Annotated in this window: 18 protein-coding genes and 1 tRNA gene; 9 read left to right on the forward strand and 10 right to left on the reverse strand. The window is 51.7% G+C overall.

What is annotated here, in order from left to right; translation table 11 throughout:
* Nucleotides 1-63: 63 nt before the first annotated feature.
* From ACQ4M4_RS01075 to ACQ4M4_RS01085, 3 genes are all read right to left on the reverse strand, one after another.
* Nucleotides 64-1,347, reverse strand: coding sequence for a competence/damage-inducible protein A (locus tag ACQ4M4_RS01075; RefSeq protein WP_430682593.1), 1,284 nt, complete (start codon nucleotides 1,345-1,347; stop codon nucleotides 64-66).
* Nucleotides 1,348-1,457: 110 nt separating this feature from the next.
* The gene (locus ACQ4M4_RS01080) at nucleotides 1,458-2,507 is read right to left on the reverse strand and encodes a glycosyltransferase family 4 protein (RefSeq protein WP_430682594.1); all 1,050 of its coding nucleotides are present in this window, start codon (nucleotides 2,505-2,507) and stop codon (nucleotides 1,458-1,460) included.
* Between the two features lie 694 nt (nucleotides 2,508-3,201).
* Complete coding sequence (locus ACQ4M4_RS01085; RefSeq protein ID WP_430682595.1) at nucleotides 3,202-3,510, reverse strand: DUF6679 family protein; 309 nt, start codon at nucleotides 3,508-3,510, stop codon at nucleotides 3,202-3,204.
* A 742-nt stretch (nucleotides 3,511-4,252) separates the two neighbouring features.
* Here ACQ4M4_RS01085 and ACQ4M4_RS01090 point away from each other — a divergent pair.
* Entirely contained in the window at nucleotides 4,253-4,885 is a 633-nt protein-coding gene (locus ACQ4M4_RS01090; RefSeq protein WP_430682596.1) for a Crp/Fnr family transcriptional regulator, read from the forward strand.
* A gap of 95 nt (nucleotides 4,886-4,980) precedes the next feature.
* Here ACQ4M4_RS01090 and fabG read toward each other — a convergent pair whose 3' ends face one another.
* Complete coding sequence (gene fabG / locus ACQ4M4_RS01095; protein WP_430682597.1) at nucleotides 4,981-5,730, reverse strand: 3-oxoacyl-[acyl-carrier-protein] reductase; 750 nt, start codon at nucleotides 5,728-5,730, stop codon at nucleotides 4,981-4,983.
* A gap of 217 nt (nucleotides 5,731-5,947) precedes the next feature.
* Here fabG and trxA point away from each other — a divergent pair, with 217 nt between their 5' ends.
* A complete protein-coding gene (trxA, locus tag ACQ4M4_RS01100; RefSeq protein ID WP_430682598.1) occupies nucleotides 5,948-6,265 on the forward strand; it encodes a thioredoxin in 318 nt (105 codons plus the stop codon).
* 31 nt (nucleotides 6,266-6,296) lie between these two features.
* On the opposite strand, the gene ACQ4M4_RS01105 is transcribed toward trxA, so the two are convergent.
* The 6 genes from ACQ4M4_RS01105 to ACQ4M4_RS01130 form a co-directional block, all read right to left on the reverse strand.
* Complete coding sequence (locus tag ACQ4M4_RS01105) at nucleotides 6,297-8,003, reverse strand: glycosyltransferase family 39 protein (protein ID WP_430682599.1); 1,707 nt, start codon at nucleotides 8,001-8,003, stop codon at nucleotides 6,297-6,299.
* Between the two features lie 6 nt (nucleotides 8,004-8,009).
* Nucleotides 8,010-9,203 carry an aminotransferase class V-fold PLP-dependent enzyme gene (locus ACQ4M4_RS01110; protein WP_430682600.1) on the reverse strand — a complete coding sequence of 398 codons (1,194 nt, stop codon included), beginning with the start codon at nucleotides 9,201-9,203 and terminating at the stop codon, nucleotides 8,010-8,012.
* Between the two features lie 122 nt (nucleotides 9,204-9,325).
* Nucleotides 9,326-9,397: transfer RNA gene (locus ACQ4M4_RS01115), tRNA-Asn, on the reverse strand.
* Nucleotides 9,398-9,476: 79 nt separating this feature from the next.
* Nucleotides 9,477-10,031, reverse strand: a complete 555-nt coding sequence (locus ACQ4M4_RS01120; RefSeq protein WP_430682601.1) for an NYN domain-containing protein — start codon at nucleotides 10,029-10,031, stop codon at nucleotides 9,477-9,479.
* Nucleotides 10,032-10,259: 228 nt separating this feature from the next.
* The gene (locus tag ACQ4M4_RS01125; protein WP_430682602.1) at nucleotides 10,260-10,928 is read right to left on the reverse strand and encodes an energy-coupling factor ABC transporter ATP-binding protein; all 669 of its coding nucleotides are present in this window, start codon (nucleotides 10,926-10,928) and stop codon (nucleotides 10,260-10,262) included.
* A 279-nt stretch (nucleotides 10,929-11,207) separates the two neighbouring features.
* Entirely contained in the window at nucleotides 11,208-11,480 is a 273-nt protein-coding gene (locus ACQ4M4_RS01130; RefSeq protein ID WP_430682603.1) for a hypothetical protein, read from the reverse strand.
* Between the two features lie 640 nt (nucleotides 11,481-12,120).
* Between ACQ4M4_RS01130 and psbD the strand changes: the two genes are divergently transcribed.
* The 7 genes from psbD (at nucleotide 12,121) to der (ending at nucleotide 19,885) form a co-directional block, all read left to right on the forward strand.
* On the forward strand, nucleotides 12,121-13,179 hold the full coding sequence (psbD, locus tag ACQ4M4_RS01135; RefSeq protein ID WP_430682604.1) for a photosystem II D2 protein (photosystem q(a) protein): 1,059 nt from the start codon (nucleotides 12,121-12,123) through the stop codon (nucleotides 13,177-13,179).
* Between the two features lie 553 nt (nucleotides 13,180-13,732).
* On the forward strand, nucleotides 13,733-14,011 hold the full coding sequence (locus tag ACQ4M4_RS01140) for a 4a-hydroxytetrahydrobiopterin dehydratase (RefSeq protein ID WP_430682605.1): 279 nt from the start codon (nucleotides 13,733-13,735) through the stop codon (nucleotides 14,009-14,011).
* A 249-nt stretch (nucleotides 14,012-14,260) separates the two neighbouring features.
* The gene (locus ACQ4M4_RS01145) at nucleotides 14,261-15,877 is read left to right on the forward strand and encodes an iron uptake porin (protein ID WP_430682606.1); all 1,617 of its coding nucleotides are present in this window, start codon (nucleotides 14,261-14,263) and stop codon (nucleotides 15,875-15,877) included.
* Nucleotides 15,878-16,133: 256 nt separating this feature from the next.
* Nucleotides 16,134-16,571 carry an RrF2 family transcriptional regulator gene (locus ACQ4M4_RS01150; RefSeq protein WP_430682736.1) on the forward strand — a complete coding sequence of 146 codons (438 nt, stop codon included), beginning with the start codon at nucleotides 16,134-16,136 and terminating at the stop codon, nucleotides 16,569-16,571.
* 136 nt (nucleotides 16,572-16,707) lie between these two features.
* A complete protein-coding gene (gene cysK, locus ACQ4M4_RS01155; protein WP_430682607.1) occupies nucleotides 16,708-17,670 on the forward strand; it encodes a cysteine synthase A in 963 nt (320 codons plus the stop codon).
* A 16-nt stretch (nucleotides 17,671-17,686) separates the two neighbouring features.
* On the forward strand, nucleotides 17,687-18,400 hold the full coding sequence (locus ACQ4M4_RS01160; RefSeq protein WP_430682608.1) for a J domain-containing protein: 714 nt from the start codon (nucleotides 17,687-17,689) through the stop codon (nucleotides 18,398-18,400).
* 123 nt (nucleotides 18,401-18,523) lie between these two features.
* On the forward strand, nucleotides 18,524-19,885 hold the full coding sequence (gene der, locus ACQ4M4_RS01165; RefSeq protein ID WP_430682609.1) for a ribosome biogenesis GTPase Der: 1,362 nt from the start codon (nucleotides 18,524-18,526) through the stop codon (nucleotides 19,883-19,885).
* Nucleotides 19,886-19,888 lie beyond the last annotated feature (3 nt).

Genomic DNA, 19,888 nt, shown 5'->3' on the forward strand with positions numbered 1-19,888 from the left:
GGACGTGAATGCGAGAGGATTGCCTTTTATTGTAGGGATTTGGGGGACAGGTGGCGGTGAAGTTTACACCGCTCCTAACAACTTCCGTCGCAGTAAATCTAATGCGGTGGCCGCACTCAAGTAGCGAATGAAGTCGCGCTCACGATGCACCCCAAACTGCATTTTGTGGCTCTCCACGTTGCCATCGGGGCTAGCGATGCCGATATAGACCAACCCAACAGGCTTCTCCTCAGTTCCGCCACCAGAGCCAGCAATGCCCGTAATGCTGAGTGCCCAGGAGGTGTTGAGGCGCGATCGCACACCCACCGCCATTTGCTCCGCAACCACACCACTCACCGCTCCGAGCTGAGCCAGATCCGCCTCGTTGACTCCCAGCATGGATACCTTGACCGAGTTGTCGTAGGAGATAACCCCACCCCAAAAGTAGGCAGAGCTGCCGGAAATGGCTGTGAGCAAATGCCCCAACCCGCCACCCGTGCAGGATTCCGCCACCGATAGCGTTTGCCCTGCTTTCAGCAATAATTGACCTACAACCGACGCTAACGTATCGTCGTCGCTGCCGTAGTAGTCCAATCCAGCGATCGCCTTCAACTGCTCAGCCACAGGGTGAATCAGGGCGATCGCCTCTTCTTTCGTTGGGGCTTTGGCTGCCACCCGCAGTCGCACCTCGCCCTGGCCCGCATAGGGTGCCACCGTGGGATTCTGCAAATCCAAAAAGGGTGCCACCTGCTCTGCCAATGCCGACTCAGACACCCCCCAAAACCGCAGCATTTGGCTGTGGATGAGTTCTTGCCCAAACCCTCGCTGTCGTAGATCGGGCACGGCTGTTTCCTGCCACATTGACTTCATTTCCCGAGGAACGCCAGGGAACGTGTACAACAGCAACCCCGGACGGGGCTCCCAAATCATGCCCGGTGCCGTCCCCAGTCGATTGGGCAACACGGCTGCGCCTTGGGGAACCAGCGCCTGCTTGCGGTTGCTGGGAGTCATCACTCGCCCCCGCGCTGCATACTTTTGCAAAATGTCTTCAATGACTTCGGGCCGTTCTTCTAGGGGAGCACCAAAGAAATCGGCCAAGGTTTCGGTAGTAAGGTCATCGGGAGTTGGCCCTAAGCCCCCGGTAAAGATGAGAATACGGGCTCGCTCGCAGGCGATCGCCACCGCCTTTTGGAGTCGCAGCGGATTGTCGCCCACCACCGTTTGATAAAAGTGCGGAATACCCAGCTTGGCAAGCTCTTGAGCCAAATATTGGGCATTACTGTTGAGGATATCGCCCAACAGCAGCTCTGTGCCCACACAGATCACTTCAGCGCTAATCGCCTCTGCACGGCCCAAAATCGCGGTCATGGTTGCTACACGTCATACAAGAAAAATCATTACGCATGCAGGAAACTACCGCCATCGGTAGATCCAACGCATCCCTAACGTTCCTTAGTCTAAAGCAAATGACCCTAAAGCTACGGTCTTGCGTGCTTTCTCGCCTTCCATCCGGTGTAGCTTAGGAGCACGGTACCCGCGATCGCATAGGCCAGCCCACTGGGAATTCCCGAAAACGCCAGCGCCAAACTACCCGCCCAAAACGTGAGCGAATAGATAAAGAGAACCGTCATGCGATGGGGCAAGCCCGCTTCCAGCAAGCGATGATGCAAATGCCGCTTATCCGCGACAAACGGCGACTTTCCATTCCGCAGGCGATCGAGAATCACCGCCGACATATCCAAAATCGGCACCGCCAAAATCAGATAGGGCAACAGCACTGCCACCGTTGTAACGCCCTTAACTAGCCCAATCACCCCAACACCCGCCAAGGTGAAGCCGATAAAGTAAGCGCCCCCATCTCCCATAAAAATTTGGGCTGGGTTGAAGTTATATCGCAAAAACGCCAGCGTACTACCCCCCAGCGCCGCCACAATCAGCCCAGCAGCAGGCTGATTCATAAACAGGCACACCACGAGCATCACCACAGCAGCAATGCCCGATACCCCAGCTGCCAAACCATCCAGGCCGTCGATCCAGTTGATTGCATTGGCCATGCCCACCAGCCAAATCACCGTAATCGGCAAACTAATCCACGGCGGCAGCTGCGTCATCCCGTGATAAGGGATGGTCAAAAAGTTAATTTGCACTCCAGCAAACCAAGCAAAGGAAGCAACCGTAAACTGCATCACCAACCGCGACAGAGGCGACAAGCCCACCAAATCATCGGTTAGCCCAATTAAAAAGAAGGCAATCCCACCAAGCGCCACGCCCCAAATTTCGTAGTCACTTTCACGAGACAGCTCACCAAAGCCCCCCATGTTCCAAACCACCAACAGGGCAATGAGCGTTCCCAAAAAAATCGAAACGCCACCCAGGCGCACCATGGGGCGCTGGTGTACTTTTCTGCCACCTGGCTTATCCACATATCCAGTCTTGAGCCCGATCTTTTTGACGATGGGGGTACTGAGAATGACAACTGCCGCAGCCAGTAAAAAGGCCGTGAGGTGAAACAGATGTTGAACTTGCATCTGGGAAGTGATTCAGAAGTTAACAAATGGGGTAGACGTAGCACATACGGTAAAGCTCAAAGCCAGTTGGTTCGGTTTTTTGCTTTTATTGGTTATTGTCGTCTCTTTTGGCAACATATTTGCCAGTAGATGCATTACCTTCAATAACTAAAATGCGCTGCACTGATTCGCTGGACTAATCAAAAGGGATTGGACTCCCGCTACCGTTTGATCAGCACTCAGTGAATGATATCTGCAAACCTATAAAGCTGCACACGCGAATCCTTGCGACAGATGAGAGTTTTGTTTAAGCAATTGCGTTGCGATCGCACAGATACCCACAATAGAGGCGTGATTTGAGCCGCCTATCATTTGAGCTGCCATCAGTCAATCCAGCATTTTTATCCAATAATTTATCCAAAATGATTGGGGTACAGCTTGCAGCGCTGTACCCCATCGCTCTTGGGAAGACGTAATTTGAATAACAATAAAGCTGTCAATAGGCAATCAAGCAACCAAACCCATCCAATCAATCAGTTTTGGTTGAGCTGAACAGCCATTGCCATCATCTTGATCAGCATGTGGTTCAACATCACCTAATTCACGACTGAATCAAGGACGTGATGGCCGATCAATCGAAGTACATGACCTAGCCATCAACGACAGCAGTAATCCTGGCAGAGAACCACTCAGACGACCAAGCTTACTGTTGAGCTTAATCGTTCGCTTCGGGATGGCGATCGCGAATTCGCTCTGCCTCAGGGCAATCATCCGACACAAGCGGCTCGGAATCACCACGGGGAACCGTTGCCAACTTCTGCATTACTGACCCAATGCTCTCAAGGCGAATCATTTCTTCCCAGGAGCAAATTTCGTCTTCCTCTTCCGACTCGTATCGAACTGTCACAAGATCACCTTCGATATCGAGAATACGAGCTCGCTCGATCCAGCGCTGCTGATCCCGCAAAAAAATCCAAACTTCGCGACCATCACAACAGAGCTGATAGATCTTGCGGTGTAGCATGAATCGCTTCTCCTAGACAATCAATCACTGAACAGAACCGAACTAACTTGCCAATCGGCAAGCCAGCAACTAACCCTACAAGCGCAGCCAAGCGATTGCCCAACCGTGCCTGTAATATTGCAGCTCCCCAATTCGATGTAGCGCAGGAGCCAAGATAAAAATTTTGCGGCGTCAAACCCAATAGGCGGCTGATACCAACCAAACTGAACCATGTTTCGCTCAGCGTTGATTTGCCCCACTGCATGAACCAGCGAAACATGCTTACGCATGGCTCCACCTTCTACAATAGCCGCCAATGAGGCGGGTGGAGTGCGAAGTGAACGTGTGGAATCCGTAGGCTGAAAGATACGGTTCACCAAAAGAGTGCTTGCCTTTATCAATATGTCAATCAACGCGCACAGCCGGTAAAGTCAACGCACCAAAACAATCTGACCTGATAGTGCTAGATCATAGTTCACGTTGAACCCGATTGCCCAGTCGATGAGTAAAATTGCTGCATTCTTGTTAAAAGCCGTGGGATGAATTAAGCATCACTGTATACAGGATATCCCAGAAGGTTGTGCTGAATTGTAGCGAGTGAGCGGAAATTGGGCGGACTCAATCGCGATTGCACTTGCAAAAATGCTAAATAATGGTGGCGATCGCTAAGCATAACTTAACCTCGCGTAAACCTGGCAATTACCTCGTCTTTAGCTCCAGCACATAAGGTGTAAGCAACAATACAAGACGAGACTAGGTTGATATGCTACAGCCATTCTCCATTGACGCTGCCTCAATTCCTGATATGCGTCGGTTGCTTGAACAGTTGTATCAGGGAAGAACGCTACAGCCATTTCGCAGCGGACAAGAGATCCCGTTATTGCCTCGTGAAGTGTGGATCGTGTGCCGTGGGGTGGTGCAGCTCGGAACCTTTTACGACACAGGAGATGAAGCTCTACTCGGATTGGCCTGTCCTTCGATGCCGTTTGGCCTGCCACTCACCATCATTCGTCCGTATCATGCCACTGCCTTAACTGATGTGGATGTCATGCGCCTGACCTGGGACGAAATTGAGCAATCTCCCTTGTTGGCTCAGGGGGTTTTTCAACACACGGCGCGGCGGCTGCGGCAAACCGAAGCCGTGCTAGCAATGGTGGGTTACCGCCGGGTTGAAGATCGCCTGCGGCATTTGCTGCTGTTGCTCAAGCGCGAAGTTGGCCAGCCCGTCGGCACCGAAACGCGATTGAGTGTGCGGTTAACCCATCAGCAATTGGCCAATGCCATCGGTACCACGCGGGTTACCATTACTCGGCTAATTAGCCAATTGCGAGAAGAAGGCTGGCTCTCAATTGATTGCGATCGCCACATTGTTCTCTCGGCCTACGCCGCTGCATAAGCTCATTCACCGTTTTCCGGGAAAAGCAAAGGGATTGGAGGCATACTCCAATCCCTTTATCTTTTTCGGCTGATTCAGAAGAATTGAATTGACCGTTAGGACATCACCATGCCACCGTCAACATTAATTACTTGGCCAGTTATGTAAGCTGCCGCCGCATCTGCTGCCAAAAAGCGTACCAAACCCGCCACTTCCTCGGGTTGGCCATAGCGACCCAGGGGAATGAACTGAAGAATGCCTTCAGCCTTGAGGTCATGAGTCATATCTGTTGCAATAAAGCCAGGAGCTACCGCGTTAACCGTAATACCGCGAGGAGCCAGCTCCTTGGCAACCGCCTTGGTAAAGCCCAGCACGCCTGCTTTAGCGGCGCTGTAGTTCGCCTGACCGGGGTTCCCCATCTCACCTACCACAGAGCTAATGTTAATGATGCGGCCGCTTTTTTGCTTCAGCATAATTTTGCTGGCGGCTTTCGTACACAAAAACACGCCAGATAGGTTGAGACTAATCACAGCATCCCAATCTTCGGGCTTCATGCGCAGCAGCAGCGTATCGCGGGTAATGCCTGCATTGTTGACCAGGATATCAATGCGGCCCCATTTATCCATGACCGCACTAAACAGGGCCTCTACTTCATCAAGCTTGGATACATCTGCTTTAAGGGCGATCGCCTCGCGTCCCATGCCAACAATCTCATTTACCACTTCATCGGCTGCCCCACTAGATCTGGCATAGTTCACCACCACGTTTGCCCCTTCTGCTGCCAGAGCCAAGGCGATCGCTCGACCAATGCCGCGTGAGGCTCCAGTCACAATCGCAACTTTGTCTTGAAGCTGATGGGTAGACATGAAACAACCTCTCAATACAACGCAGGATGAAATTGCGCAGGGATAGGCAAAATTGACGGGCGATCGCCAAACTTAGTGCAAGTGCACTTCAGCCAGCGCTATCTCTGTCGCTCAAGCCAAAAGCTATATTAAGCCATTTGGGACACCTTCCCACGTTCCAAAATGCAGCGACTAGGATGGAAGTAATGCTCCCCCCATGCAGAAATGGGAGAAACCTATGGCAGTCAAAAAACAATTTGCAACGTTTGAAGAATTAATTGCAGAGTCGGATGTACCGTTGCTCGTTGACTTTTATGCTCCGTGGTGTGGGCCATGTCAAATGATGGCCCGCTTTTTGGAAGAAGTGAACGGAGAGATGAAGTCCAAACTGCGCATTGTCAAAATCAACACCGATAACTACCCCGAGTTAGCCACCAAGTACCAGATTCATGCGCTGCCTACGCTGGTTCTGTTTAAGCGGGGAGAAGCTGTCGATCGCATTGAGGGCGTTCTGCGTCCTCACCAGTTGATCCAACGTCTAAAGCCTCAGGTTTAAATCATTCCCTATAGCCCCCGGCCAACACTGGCTAAGCCGAACAATGATAGCGCTGAGCCCGATACCCATCAGCACGACGCACCTCGGAGGTTGATACGCACTGCATTTGCAGCAACATGGCGTCTAATACTGGGGTTTTAGTCGCTTCAAAGTTCATAGCCCACAGGTTGAGGGGGCGTGGCTGGGTTTGCAGCGCTGTTTGCAAGGTGGCAATCGCTACTTCTCGATTGGAGTCATCTTGAGCCAGCAGCACTTGAGGTTCCGGCAGATCGGCATTTTGGCGATGCCACTCCAGCGCAAGGCCCATCATGCGGCCTGTTTGCCCATGGGACAAATGCGACATGGCCAACAGCGTTGGAGCTTGAAACTCCTGCTGCAAAATGGCAACCATGCGCTCAGGGCGGTGAGTTTTTTGGTAGGCCAGGTTGCTCACCACAGCCATACTGCCCACACAGCCCAATACCAATACCGTTACAACCACAGTCCTGCCGCGCCCACGCAGCCACCACTTCACAGCATGTTTGGAGCGATCGCTCGGAGCATCTATCCACACCTGGTTAAGCGACACCGCCACTAGCAGCAACACAGCAGGATAGTACACAAAGCTATAACGAAAGGCGCTGGTGAGATCGCGGCTGAATCCGTAGGAATTGATTAAAAACAGGGCGATCGCACCTACAACAAATCCACCCAGAGCTTGCAGCATAACTGGGCGGTCGCGCTCTTGCTGCACCCAACCTCGCACCATCCAGGGCAGGCTCCACAGCAGCAGCACCACCAGCGCCACTTGCGACACTGTACTGAGCCACTGCATCGGCGATTGAATCGGCAGCAGGTACAGCATCGTCACGCTGCTGGCCAACAGTTGGCCCAGCGGTTCCAGCCATTCAAATCCCTGGCGGTTGCGACGATAAATCCATTGCGTTAACTCCGAGTCGCCAATGCCCTGCACAAACGGCAGCCATACCAGCGTGGTTGCTATCGTACCCAGCAGCACCCAGGCAAACCGTCGCCAAACCTGTCCAGGCCAAGGCTTACCCATGCGAATGTGGGCGATCGCCAGACCCACAATTGCCAGCCCTTCTGCCGCCAACGTCAACACAAAAAAATAGTGGGTCGCCACCCCCAAACCATTCACAACAATCCACAATCCACACACCCACAACGGAATCGGTCGATTAGCATGAATGTGTTGGAGTGCAATCACCAAACACGCCAAGGACGCAATCACCCACAGGGTCGGCAAGGTGTAATGCCGTGCCTCCTGCGCCAGGTAAATCCCAAAGGGGGAAACGGCGGTTAACGCTGCGGCCAACTGTGCCACCAGGGGCGATCGCCACGTCAGCCAACCCAGCCCAAACATCGCCGGAATCGTGAGGACACCAAATACAGCCGCGAGCGATCGCACCAGCCAAATCGACACCACACCATCACCTGCACCAAAAAGCTTCACCCACAGGTGAGTCAGCACAAAATACAACGGTGGATGATTGCTCTCAGTCAACAAATTTTGCACCACATCGCCCACGTCAGCCGTCGGACGAGCCACCAACGGAGCCACCAGATCGGAAAACGAGATCACCTGATTGAGTGGAATGGTGCGATAGCTGTTGCCCAAGCCAAACACAATGGTGGAAAATTCATCTGTCCATACGGGCTTGTCGGCCAGGTTGGCAAATCGCAGCACGGCCCCCAACCCTATCCACAGCACCAACCATTTCCAGTCGCGACCGTTCACCAGGCTCTACTCTTGTTTCAATAGCAATGTCAAAGCTTGCGCCAACCCATCATAATCCGCCAGGGTGTTGTAAAGCTGCGCCGATACCCGTAGCAGCAAGGGATAGGGCTCACACCACGGCATGATGGGCACCTCAATACCAAATTCTTGAAAGAGGCTTTGGTACAGGGTTGCTGGAGCATGGCTGGGCAGCGGCACCACCGCCATCGACCCAAGCATCTCGGCAGGGCAGAGTTCGGGCACATGCAGGCGATCGCACAACAGGTTCCGCGCCGCCACAGCCAGTTCATGATTGTGCTGCATGAGTTGGGGCCATCCCCCCGGCAGCAACGAGCCCATGTATTCAATCGCCTGGGGAATGCACAGGTAGGGCGTTGGATCTGCTGTGCCGACCCAGTCAAACTCTAGCCGAAATTGCGATCGCGCCTGCTCTGGTGGGGCGACACCTTCAAGTCGGGGTGAGTTGGCTCCATGGCTAATCACCAGCGGTCGCAAACGAGCGTGAAATTCTTTGCGCACGTACAAAAAAGCGCTGCCTTTGGGGGCACACAGCCATTTATGGCAGTTTCCGGTGTAGTAGGCCGCTCCTAGCTCCTCCAGATTTAGCGGAATCATGCCGGGAGCATGGGCACCATCCACTAGGGTATCGACTCCGCGCTGAGCCAATTGGCAAATCAACGGTTGAATCGGCAGCACCAGGGCCGTTTGGCTGGTGACATGGTCGATGAGAAATAATCGAGTGCGATCGCTCACCTTGGCCATCACGGCTTCAACCACCTGGCTGGCTCTCTCCAAAGGAAAAGGAATTTCGGCTAGAACAATTGTTGCCTGTGTTAAAGCAGCCACCCGATCCAGGGCATTGCGCGAAGCGTTGTATTCGTGGTTCGTTACCAGCAGCTCGTCCCCCGGCTGCAAGGCCAGCGATCGCAGCACCGTGTTGATGCCCGTTGTGGCATTGGGCACAAAAGCCAAGTTAGCCGGATCTGCCCCCAAAAACGCACCCAGCTTGGTGCGCGCATGATCCAGCAAGGGTTCTAGGCGCTCCGCAAAAAATTGAACGGGTTCTGCTTCAACCTGCTGTCGCCACTCGTTTTGCTGGGCCAGCACCGCTCTGGGGGTTGCTCCAAAGGAACCGTGGTTAAGGTACGCGATCGCCGGATCGAGCGTCCAGAGCGATCGCCATTGGTTGGCATCATTCATACCCCCATCCTACGGACGAATCGCCTCTGGGAAAACCTGCCATGGCAAAATTCAGCAGATTCAAACCCAAAAGACCGCTTTTCGAATTTGAAAAGCGGTCTTTTCTCTAGTTTTTTTGAAAACTCCCCCGGCTGGATTCGAACCAGCGACCAATCGGTTAACAGCCGACCGCTCTACCACTGAGCTACGGAGGATTGCCGAGCCGAATCTTATATTAACCAGAAATGCTTTTTCTTCGCAAGCCCATCACGCAATTTTTTGGGGAAAACTTTCTCATTCCAGGTTCAAGCCTTTTCGCATTTCGGCCAACCGCTGTTGCGCAACCGGATCGAGCGATCGCGCCAAAAACCTTCCAGAAGATTTTTTGGGTTGCTTTTGTCGATGGCGCACCCGGACTGTGGTGCATTCCACATCAGTTCGCAACTGCTGAGCCGAAATCCAGTTCGCGCCATAGCCCTGAACTGTCTGCTGATGCACCCGATCAGATGTCGCAACAATCAGCCGTTGACTATGCTTGCGAATGTCGTAGCGGTATTGCGAACATACCCACTCAATGTAGGTATCTGCCGATTGGCGAAAGTCGGTGTAGTAAATCGAAAAATAGGAGTTTAATCGCTCACGGCTTCCGGGCGTTTCTTGGTAGTGCGAATCAAACACAAGCTCGGTCTCGTAATCATTCGCAGCGCTATAGCTGAGCAAACGCTCTACCAAGGTTCGTCGAGCTTCTTCTAACCCTTCGCGATCGCTAATTGCCTTTAAGTCAGCCCAAGCTCCAATGACGTTGTAGCCATCGACTAAGAGGATCGCTTCGGGAGCTTTGCGCGGCATAAGGACTGGACTCGGTAAACCTTGTCTAACCTTTATAATGCCTTGTTTATTGAGATCTGTAACGAATTTATGCTTTCTTCTCAGTAACGTTAGGTCTGGATAAACCGAAGACCCATGTTTCGTTCATATTGCACACGCAAACATGCCGTGAACCGAAACTGATGTCAAATCAATCAAACGGGGCTTGAGGATAGCTATTCACCATCGCCGATCAGCGTAAGCGCCAATCTAAACAGCCTGACGCAATAAACGTCGTTTTAGCCGTTCTGGTTCTCCCGAATCAACAACATGGCCGGTTTCCAACAAAAAAGCTCCATCGCAATAGTCCAACTCGGCCAGCCGATGGGTAACCCACAGGGCTGTAATACCCCGGTGCTTCACGAGTTGCCGCACCTGGGCCACCAAGTCGAGCTGGCTGTCGGGGTCTAGCAATGCGGTTGGTTCATCGAGCAGCAGCACGTCACAGTGACGCGCGATCGCACCCGCAATGGCAACCCGCTGCTTTTGTCCACCACTCAGCGCATAGATTGGACGCCGCTTCAAATGGCCTAAGTTCACGGCAGCAAGAGCCTCGTCTACCCGCTGCTTCACTTCTGCATGGGACAGATTGTCCGCCCCTAAGCCAAAGGCAACATCGGCCCCAACTGTCGGCATCACCAATTGGTGATCGGGGTTTTGAAACACAAACCCCAAAGGCTGAACTACATCAACTCGGCCCGACTGGGGTTGCAGCAAACCCGTTAGCAGCTTCAGCAACGTGGATTTACCACTACCGTTGGTGCCCAACAGCATCCAAAATTCTCCTCTGGGCACCTCTAACGAGCAATCGCGAAGAACAGGCGTGCCGTTTGCCCATTGAAAATGCAAATTATGAATGGCGATCGCAGCTTTGCTCATCTATTTCCATCGTTCATTTCGAGGATATACTTCGCCACCACGCTAAATTTGTTCCTCCAACCCGCTAAGGCAATTTAGTCATCTCACTCGCTAATCTGATCAGCTATCAGCTAGTGCATACGCTCATCACAGCTAGCACAAGCGCTGAGACCAAAGTTTTATCAAGTTCAATGAGAGAGTTGGGCAAACATCCCTTCAATCAATTTTCTTAATCAAATTTTCTCCAGTCAAATTTCCAATGGTTTAACTGGAGAAAACTCCTAATGATTCGCTGCAACACTACTCAGCCGACAGTGCAAAGAACCCAGGAGGCCGACCCGATGAGCCACCCACACCCGTACGCTCAGAAACCTGTACAGCAGCGATCGCACTCACCAGCACACATACCTTTTTCCCAACCTCTTTCTCACAAGTCAGCTCCAGCGTCATCGGACTTCCCGACTGAATCGCCCCCACCACCTTCTGATATAGAGCCTCAGCATCTTCTGCAGCCTTCCGCTGCACCGACACCAGCGAGGGAGTTTCCTTTAACGCAACATCAATAATGTACATGAGGGACCAAACACCTTCGTTGACACGATCTAAAGACTAAACGCAAACACCACTTCAGTATCGCAAAAGTTTAACCGCCTTGTCCCAGGCTTCCCCAAAGCCAAAGGTACGACGCCAATCAAAATCAGCCAACACCACGACACCACAAATCCAGACCGTCGCGGCAATTCGCTTCTAGCCACCCACAACACACCAACAATCCCAAATCCAAGCTTATCCCCTTACAGTCGCTACTTTTGCTTGCAGAGCATCCCTCCGCGTAATCCCTCCACATCACCGTCCCTTAAAAATTTGTAAACCTTAATTTGTAAAGAGTTAAAAGATTCAAACGGTTCTCAGCCGTGACAAAGCCCACAAAACCAGACAATTCATCTCAGCATGAGTCTAAATACTCATCTTCAAATAAACCTCTGGATATAGAACGCAAAGCTTGATTAGGCGCAGCTTTAAGCTCGTTTTTGAATGAATCACTGTCTGGGGATAGCATTCTAGATTCAGATCGCTATAATGATCGAATAGTAAAGAAACGTAAAGTCTGTTCACAATTTGGGAACTGCCTAACAGCTCCTCTCAAAAGAGCAGGCTTTAGAGAACTCATTCAGTTCATTTTTTGTTTGTCAAGCATTTGGAGATTCGCGCGATGACCATAGCAATGGGACGAGCGCAAGCCAATCGAGGATGGTTCGACGTCCTCGATGACTGGCTAAAGCGCGACCGATTCGTCTTCGTGGGGTGGTCTGGCATTCTGCTGTTCCCTTGTGCCTACTTGGCCTTGGGCGGCTGGCTTACCGGCACCACCTTCGTCACCTCGTGGTACACCCACGGGTTGGCATCTTCCTACTTGGAAGGCTGTAACTTCTTGACTGTTGCCGTATCGACCCCTCCCAACAGCTTGGGACACTCCCTGCTGTTTTTGTGGGGACCCGAAGCTCAGTGGGACTTCACCCGCTGGTGTCAACTCGGCGGTTTGTGGGCATTTGTGGCCCTGCACGGCGCCTTTGCGCTGATTGGCTTCATGCTGCGTCAGTTTGAGATTGCACGCTTGGTGGGCATCCGTCCCTACAATGCGATCGCCTTCTCAGGGCCAATTGCCGTATTTGTGAGCGTGTTTTTGCTGTACCCATTGGGACAGTCGGGATGGTTTTTTGCACCCAGCTTTGGGGTGGCAGCCATCTTCCGTTTCATCTTGTTTGTGCAAGGGTTCCACAACTTTACCCTCAACCCCTTCCACATGATGGGAGTGGCTGGCATTTTGGGTGGTGCACTGCTGTGCGCGATTCACGGAGCGACCGTGGAGAACACCCTGTTCCAGGATGGGGACAAAGCCAACACCTTCCGCGCGTTCAACCCGACCCAGTCGGAAGAGACCTATTCGATGGTCACCGCGAACCGATTCTGGTCACAGATATTCGGGATTGCGTTTTCGAACAAGCGGTGGCTGCACTTCTTCATGCTGTTTGTGCCAGTGATGGGTTTGTGGATGGCGAGCATTGGGATTGCCGGGTTGGCCTTGAACCTGCGGGCGTATGACTTTGTGTCGCAGGAATTGCGCGCGGCAGAGGACCCCGAGTTTGAGACCTTCTACACGAAGAACATCCTGCTGAACGAGGGCATCCGGGCTTGGATGGCACCTCAAGACCAGCCTCACGAAAGCTTTGTATTCCCTGAAGAGGTACTGCCACGTGGTAACGCTCTCTAATCGTTACTGCTAAGGCTCTCATTTACTTCAGCGAATAGGTTTAGCCCCTGCATCTGCAGGGGCTTTTTCGTCAAATCTGGCTATACTGAAATTTTCGTTTGTGGAAGTATGGCGATCGCTTCATCTGCAGCCTCCACTTCCAGGTTGCATGTGTTATATTTCACGCATGCTTTTAGCTTTATGCATGAAAGCATGTAAACCGTAGTACTAAGCTCTAACTTTAGAGAAACAGGAGGTGGTGCCCATGCAAGATAGTAGTAAACGAATGGGTCGTCAGGTTGGAGCAAGCCGGCTGTGGGCCGGGGCAGTTCTATAAGTCTGCTCAACTCTGCATAGAGTCCGACTCAAAACGTGTTGGGAAGGCTAAAAGTTTCTCCCGGCAGTCAGGTTCAACTTGATGATCCGCTACACCGCTCTTACTCAAATGATGAATTGAACATTCCTTTTCACGAATGTTCTGCATCTCCGAGTAAGAGCGGATAGTTTTTTAAGCCTCTCATTAGCAAGTTTCACAATTGATGATTTTGTTTAGCAGTGAAGGAGAGCATGGCTAATGTCTCAATTACTATCAGAAGTAGAGGTTCAGCAAAAGCTCAACCAGATTCAAGGCTGGTCTCTTCAGGGCAAAACAATTCAGTCAGTGCGAACCTTTGCCAACTTTACTGAAGCCATAGATTTTGTCAATCGGCTAGTAGAACCTGCGGAATCCGCTGGCCATCATCCCGATTTGGCAATTTCCTACAACAAAGTGACCGTTTCACTCAGCACCCACGACGCTGGTGGCCTCACAGACAAAGACTTTCAGCTCGCATCAATTATTTCTAAGCTCTAGCCTAAGAAACCAAAGACGACATTAACTTAGCCTCGAAACTGCCCCCTTCCTCAGCTTCGAAATTTTTCGCAGATCATTTCCAAAAAGGCTGAAACCGACTCTGCGTATAGAATTCAGCCTACTGAAAGGGGACGCACACCAGATTTTTTTGCTAATCTGTATCTTGTAGAGACATACAGTCTCCGTCTCGCAGTGCTATAAACGAATAGATTGTGAGTCCTTTTTAGCTAAAGGTGTGAGGACACGATAATGCTGTCGAAGCTTCTATGGAACTCTCTGCTGGGTGCTCCAGCGGTTTTGGGAGCAGCACTGCTCTCTTCTTCTGCAATGGCACAGACTGCCCCTGTAGAATCCACTCCTTCCGTTGCAACTCTCGATCAAGTGATGGAGTATAGCAACGAAGGCCGTGGCGCAGGCTCTCTGGCTCAGGTTACCTCTATTACTCAGTTTTCTGATGTGAGCCCCACCGACTGGGCTTACGAAGCGCTTTCTTTCTTGGCCAACTCCGAAGAACTCGGTGGTTTGGACTGTTTGGAAGGTTATCCCGATGGAACCTTCCGCGGTAGCCGTCCATTGACTCGTTATGAGTTCGCTGCTGGTTTGGCCGCTTGCTTGGATGCAATTTCTGGCCCCGTGAATGCTGAGCAACTCGAGCGTATCGAAGCTCTTCAGCGTGAGTTCGCTGCTGAACTGGCAACTCTCCGTGGTCGCGTAGATGCATTGGAAGCCGCTGTTGGTGAATTGGAAGAGAACCAGTTCTCCACTACCACCAAGCTTCGTGGTACCGCCATCTTCAGCGTAGCTGATGTGTTGGATGGCCCCACCGCAGGCAACAACACCGTGCTGCAAAGCCGTGTTCGCCTGAACTTCGACACCAGCTTCACCGGCTCTGACCGTTTGAGAACCCGTCTACAGTTCGGAAACTTCCGTGACTTCTCTGGTGTTCCCAGCGGTGGCCCAGGTATCAGCCGTACCTTTGGTTCTCTCTTCCCTGAACTCGGTAGCTCTGCAACTGCGTTCTCCTATGCTACCTCTACCGATAACAGCGGTAACGATCTGAACGTCAGCCGTTTGGAGTACTACTTCCCTGTAGGTCCCGCTACCGTTTATGTTGGTGCAGTGGGTGAAGGTATCAGCGATATCGTTACGACCGTTAGCCCCTTAGATGATGCTGAGAATGGCGGTTTGTCTTACTTCAGCTACAACCCCATCTATGACTTGGGTCCTCAAGGTGCTGGTGCTGGTGTAACCTTCGACCTAACCGACAGCATTCAGTTGGGTGCTGGTTACTTGACCGATGCAGCATTCGACTCTTCTGACAAAAATGGTCTATTCAACGGTGGTTATACTGCCTTCGGTCAGTTGACCTTCCGTCCTGGCGATTTGACCGTCGCTTTGACCTACGTCAACGCATTCAACAATGCTGAAACCGATGCTCTCGGGATTCCCACTGTTGGTTCCCGTGTCTTCAACGCCTACGGTTTGAGCGCAAACTACCGCTTGGCCGAAGCAATCAACATTGGTGGCTGGGTCAGCTACATCGACAGCCGAATCTTTGACGGTCCTGGATTGGGCGATGGACGCGCTTGGACCTATGCAGGTACTCTGGGTATCGAAGACTTGGGTATTCAAGGTAGCTTGCTAGGTCTGATTGTGGGTGTTCCTCCCTACAATGCAATCTATGAGTTCGCTGGTGGTGGTGCAACGGGTAGCGATACCTCCTTGCACATCGAAGGTTTCTACCGGATTCCTTTGAACAACAACATCAGCATCACGCCTGGAATCATCTGGGTACAAGATCCTGGCAACAACAACAACAACGAAGATGTGATTGTTGGCGCACTGCGCACCAGCTTCAGCTTCTAATTAGCTAGTGGAGCCTTTATGACTCCTTAGCTTCATGTTTTGAGCTTAAAAAGCCCTGCTGTATAGCAGGGCTTTTTTGTATGGAAAAGAACTAGGACTCTACTGAACCCGTAGAATTTTGAGCACACAGGTGGAAAATCGGTTAGGTTGCGCTCAGTATTTTCGTTAAAGCGAATATCCACATAAAAATATGACAAACCCCGGTGGAGAACCGGGATATACTAAAGTGAGTGGAATTCTTTATTGTGATCAGCTTGTGGAACTGTCTTGTAAGAGTGAGTACGCACTGCTAGCACTGTTTGAACTGGCGACACATTTTAGTTCAGGCGAACCAATGCAGATTCGGCAAATTGCCGCTGAGCAGCAAATTCCTGATCGCTACCTTGAGCAATTGCTGGCAACGTTACGGCGAGCAGGGTTAGTACGCAGTCAGCGGGGAGCAAAAGGTGGATACGTACTCGCCCGAGAACCTTGGAAGATTACGCTCCTGGAAGTGATCAACTGTATTGAAGGAGCGGACGCTCATGCTCCAGATGGAAGCAAAGACCCAAAGTCCGTTGAAGGAATGGTGATTCTAGAAGTGTGGAATGAAGCTGGGCACGCTGCCGATGCAGTTTTACAAAACCACACCCTACAAGATTTGGTAGAAAAGCGAGATGCCCGAAAACAATTGGACATTATGTATTACATCTAATCACTTAGATCTATCGGCTCTTTGATTGCTCTTTCTGCGGTGAGCCTCTTTCAAGAAAGCAAACGCAAGCACCTAAGGTGCTTTTACAGCAGGCTAAGGTTATTGTCATTTCCTCACTTATGGGATGTTGTGAACTATGCGCATTGCCAACAATGTTACGGAGCTTATTGGTCGGACACCGCTTGTTCGGTTAAACCGAATTCCCCAAGCAGAGGGTTGCTTGGCTGAGATTGTCGTCAAACTTGAGGGAATGAATCCTTCGGCTTCTGTGAAAGACCGGATTGGGATCAGCATGATTGAAGCGGCAGAGCGGGAAGGCAAGATTTATCCAGGCAAGACGGTGCTGGTGGAGCCAACCTCTGGCAATACAGGCATTGCACTCGCAATGGCCGCAGCCGCAAAAGGCTATCGGTTGGTGTTGACGATGCCCGATACGATGAGCTCTGAGCGACGGGCTATGCTGCGAGCTTATGGAGCAGAACTGGAGCTCACTCCCGGAATTGAAGGCATGAGCGGCTGTATTCAACGGGCACTGGCGCTTGTGGAAGAATTGCCAGATGCTTATATTCTCCAGCAGTTTAGAAATCCGGCGAATCCAGAGGTTCATCGGCGAACAACTGCACTGGAAATTTGGGAGGATACGGACGGGCGTGCTGATATTTTGGTGGCGGGTGTTGGAACGGGGGGCACGTTGACGGGCGTTGCGGAAGTCATGAAACAGAAGAAGCCAGCCTTTCAAGCGATCGCCGTTGAACCTGCCAATAGCCCTGTGTTGGGTGGCGGACGGCCCGGACCTCATAAGATTCAGGGGATTGGGGCTGGGTTCGTGCCTGATGTGCTGAATGTTTCCATTATTGATGAGGTGATTGCGATCGCCGATGATGAAGCGATCGCCTATGGACGACGACTTGCCCGTGAGGAAGGTTTGTTGTCCGGAATTTCGAGTGGAGCTGCCCTAGCCGCAGCCATTCGAGTTGGCAAACGGCCCGAGAATGAAGGGAAACTGATTGTCATGGTGCAGCCTAGCTTTGGCGAACGATACCTGAGCACTCCCTTATTCCAAGACCCAGAACTACTGGCCGTAAGTGCCTCTACATAGTCATTACAATAGGTGCATGACCAGGCCACCCAATTATTACGAAACCCTAGACGTTCGCCCGGAGGCAACCCAGGCCGAAGTAAAACAAGCCTATCGTCGGCTGGCAAAGCAATTTCATCCCGATGCCAATCCTGATGCAGCAGGGCATGAGCAAATTGCGCAGATCAACGCTGCTTATGAAGTGTTGGGCGATCCGCAGCGGCGTCAACGATATGACCAACGGCTCCAGTATCATTCTGGCAACGCTGAAGAATCAACAACTGTAGCCGATCGCCAAGCCCGCACAGCAGAAGCCCAAGAGCAATACCGCAAGCGCAAAACCGGACACGACAACGATGAACAGGTTCAGCACTGGATTCGTCGCGTTTATCAACCTGTCAATCGCCTGCTGAATCAAATTTTGAAACCGTTGAAAGAGCAGGTAAATGCTCTGGCGGCCGATCCGTTTGACGATGAGCTGCTGGAAGATTTTCAGGCGTATTTAGACGAGTGTCGATCAACCTTGGCAAAGGCGCAGGGGGTTTTTCGCTCCATGCCCAATCCGCCCAGCGTTGCTGGGGTAGCAGCCCATCTCTACTATTGCCTCAACCAAACGGGAGACGGCTTAGATGAGTTGGAGCGTTTTGTCACGAGTTATAGCGAACACTATCTCCATACTGGACAAGAGCTATTTCGGATTGCAAAGGGGCTTCAGCGTGAAGCCCAAGCTGCAATTCGGACAATTCGCTAAAGCAGGTTGTTCGATCGTCTGGCTGAATTGCGGGTAATTGCTGCCATTTGGCCCCCCACTCCTGCCTTTCTGAGCGAGAATAGGTAGGTATTATCTATTGTTGTGCTAATCTGCACCTTCGCCATGGCTCTCCCTATTGTTGCAATTATTGGTCGTCCCAATGTTGGTAAATCAACGTTGGTCAATCGTTTGGCGGAGGGGCGAGATGCAATTGTGCATGATGAGCCCGGTGTAACTCGCGATCGCACATATCGGGATGCCTATTGGCGCGATCGCGAATTTCAAGTGGTGGATACAGGTGGCCTTGTCTTTGATGACGATTCCGAATTTTTGCCTTACATTCGGCAGCAGGCGATGACCGCGCTAACCGAGGCGAGTGCGGCGCTATTCGTGGTAGATGGGCAAGCAGGCATTACCACCTCAGATGAGGCGATTGCCAGTTGGCTGCGTCAGCAATCGGTACCTGTAGTGTTAGTGGTCAACAAGTGCGAATCGGTTGAACAGGGTGCGATTCAAGCAGCCGAGTTTTGGCAGTTGGGGCTAGGTGAACCTCATCCCGTATCGGCCATTCATGGCAATGGCACTGGCGAAGTCTTGGATCAGCTCATTGAACATTTGCCAACCACAGACGAACTTGAGGCCATTGAAGAAACCCGCGTTGCGATTGTAGGGCGACCAAACGTGGGCAAATCAAGCTTGCTGAATGCATTTGTGGGCGAGTCACGGGCTATTGTTAGCCCAATTTCGGGTACCACACGGGATGCCATTGACACCGTGGTTGAGCGGGATGGTAAACGCTACCGCTTGGTGGATACAGCAGGTATCCGAAAAAAGAAAAATGTAGAGTACGGCCCCGAATTTTTTGGCATCAATCGCGCTTTCAAGGCCATTCGGCGGGCCGATGTTGTGCTGATGGTGATTGACGCGCTAGATAATGTGACCGAGCAGGATCAAAAGCTGGCAGGCCGTATTGCTGAAGATGGTAGGGGCTGCGTGATTGTTGTCAACAAATGGGATGCGGTTGAGAAAGACTCTTACACCATTTATGACTACGAAAAAATCGTGCGCGATCGCCTCCGGTTTGTCGATTGGGCAGAAATGATTTTTGTGAGTGCCCAGACTGGACAACGGGTTGAGAAGATTTTGGAATTGGTGGATACCGCCGCCGAACAGCACAAGCGCCGAGTTTCTACGTCAGTTATTAATGAAGTGCTAGAAGAAGCTGTGAATTGGCACTCACCACCTGCAACACGCCAGGGGCGTCAAGGCAAAATCTACTACGGCACCCAGGTATCTGCACAACCCCCTGCGATAGCCCTATTTGTGAATGATCCCAAGTTATTTGGCGATAATTACAAGCGGTACATTGAGCGACAAATTCGGCAAAGCCTTGGCTTTACTGGCACGCCAGTGCGTCTCTTCTGGCGAGGCAAAAAGGTTCGAGAAATGGAACGCTCAACTGCAAACCGGGCAACTCGAGTGTAGGCG

This window comes from Leptolyngbya sp. AN02str, from assembly GCF_050565595.1.
Classification (GTDB): Bacteria; Cyanobacteriota; Cyanobacteriia; order Elainellales; family Elainellaceae; genus Kaiparowitsia.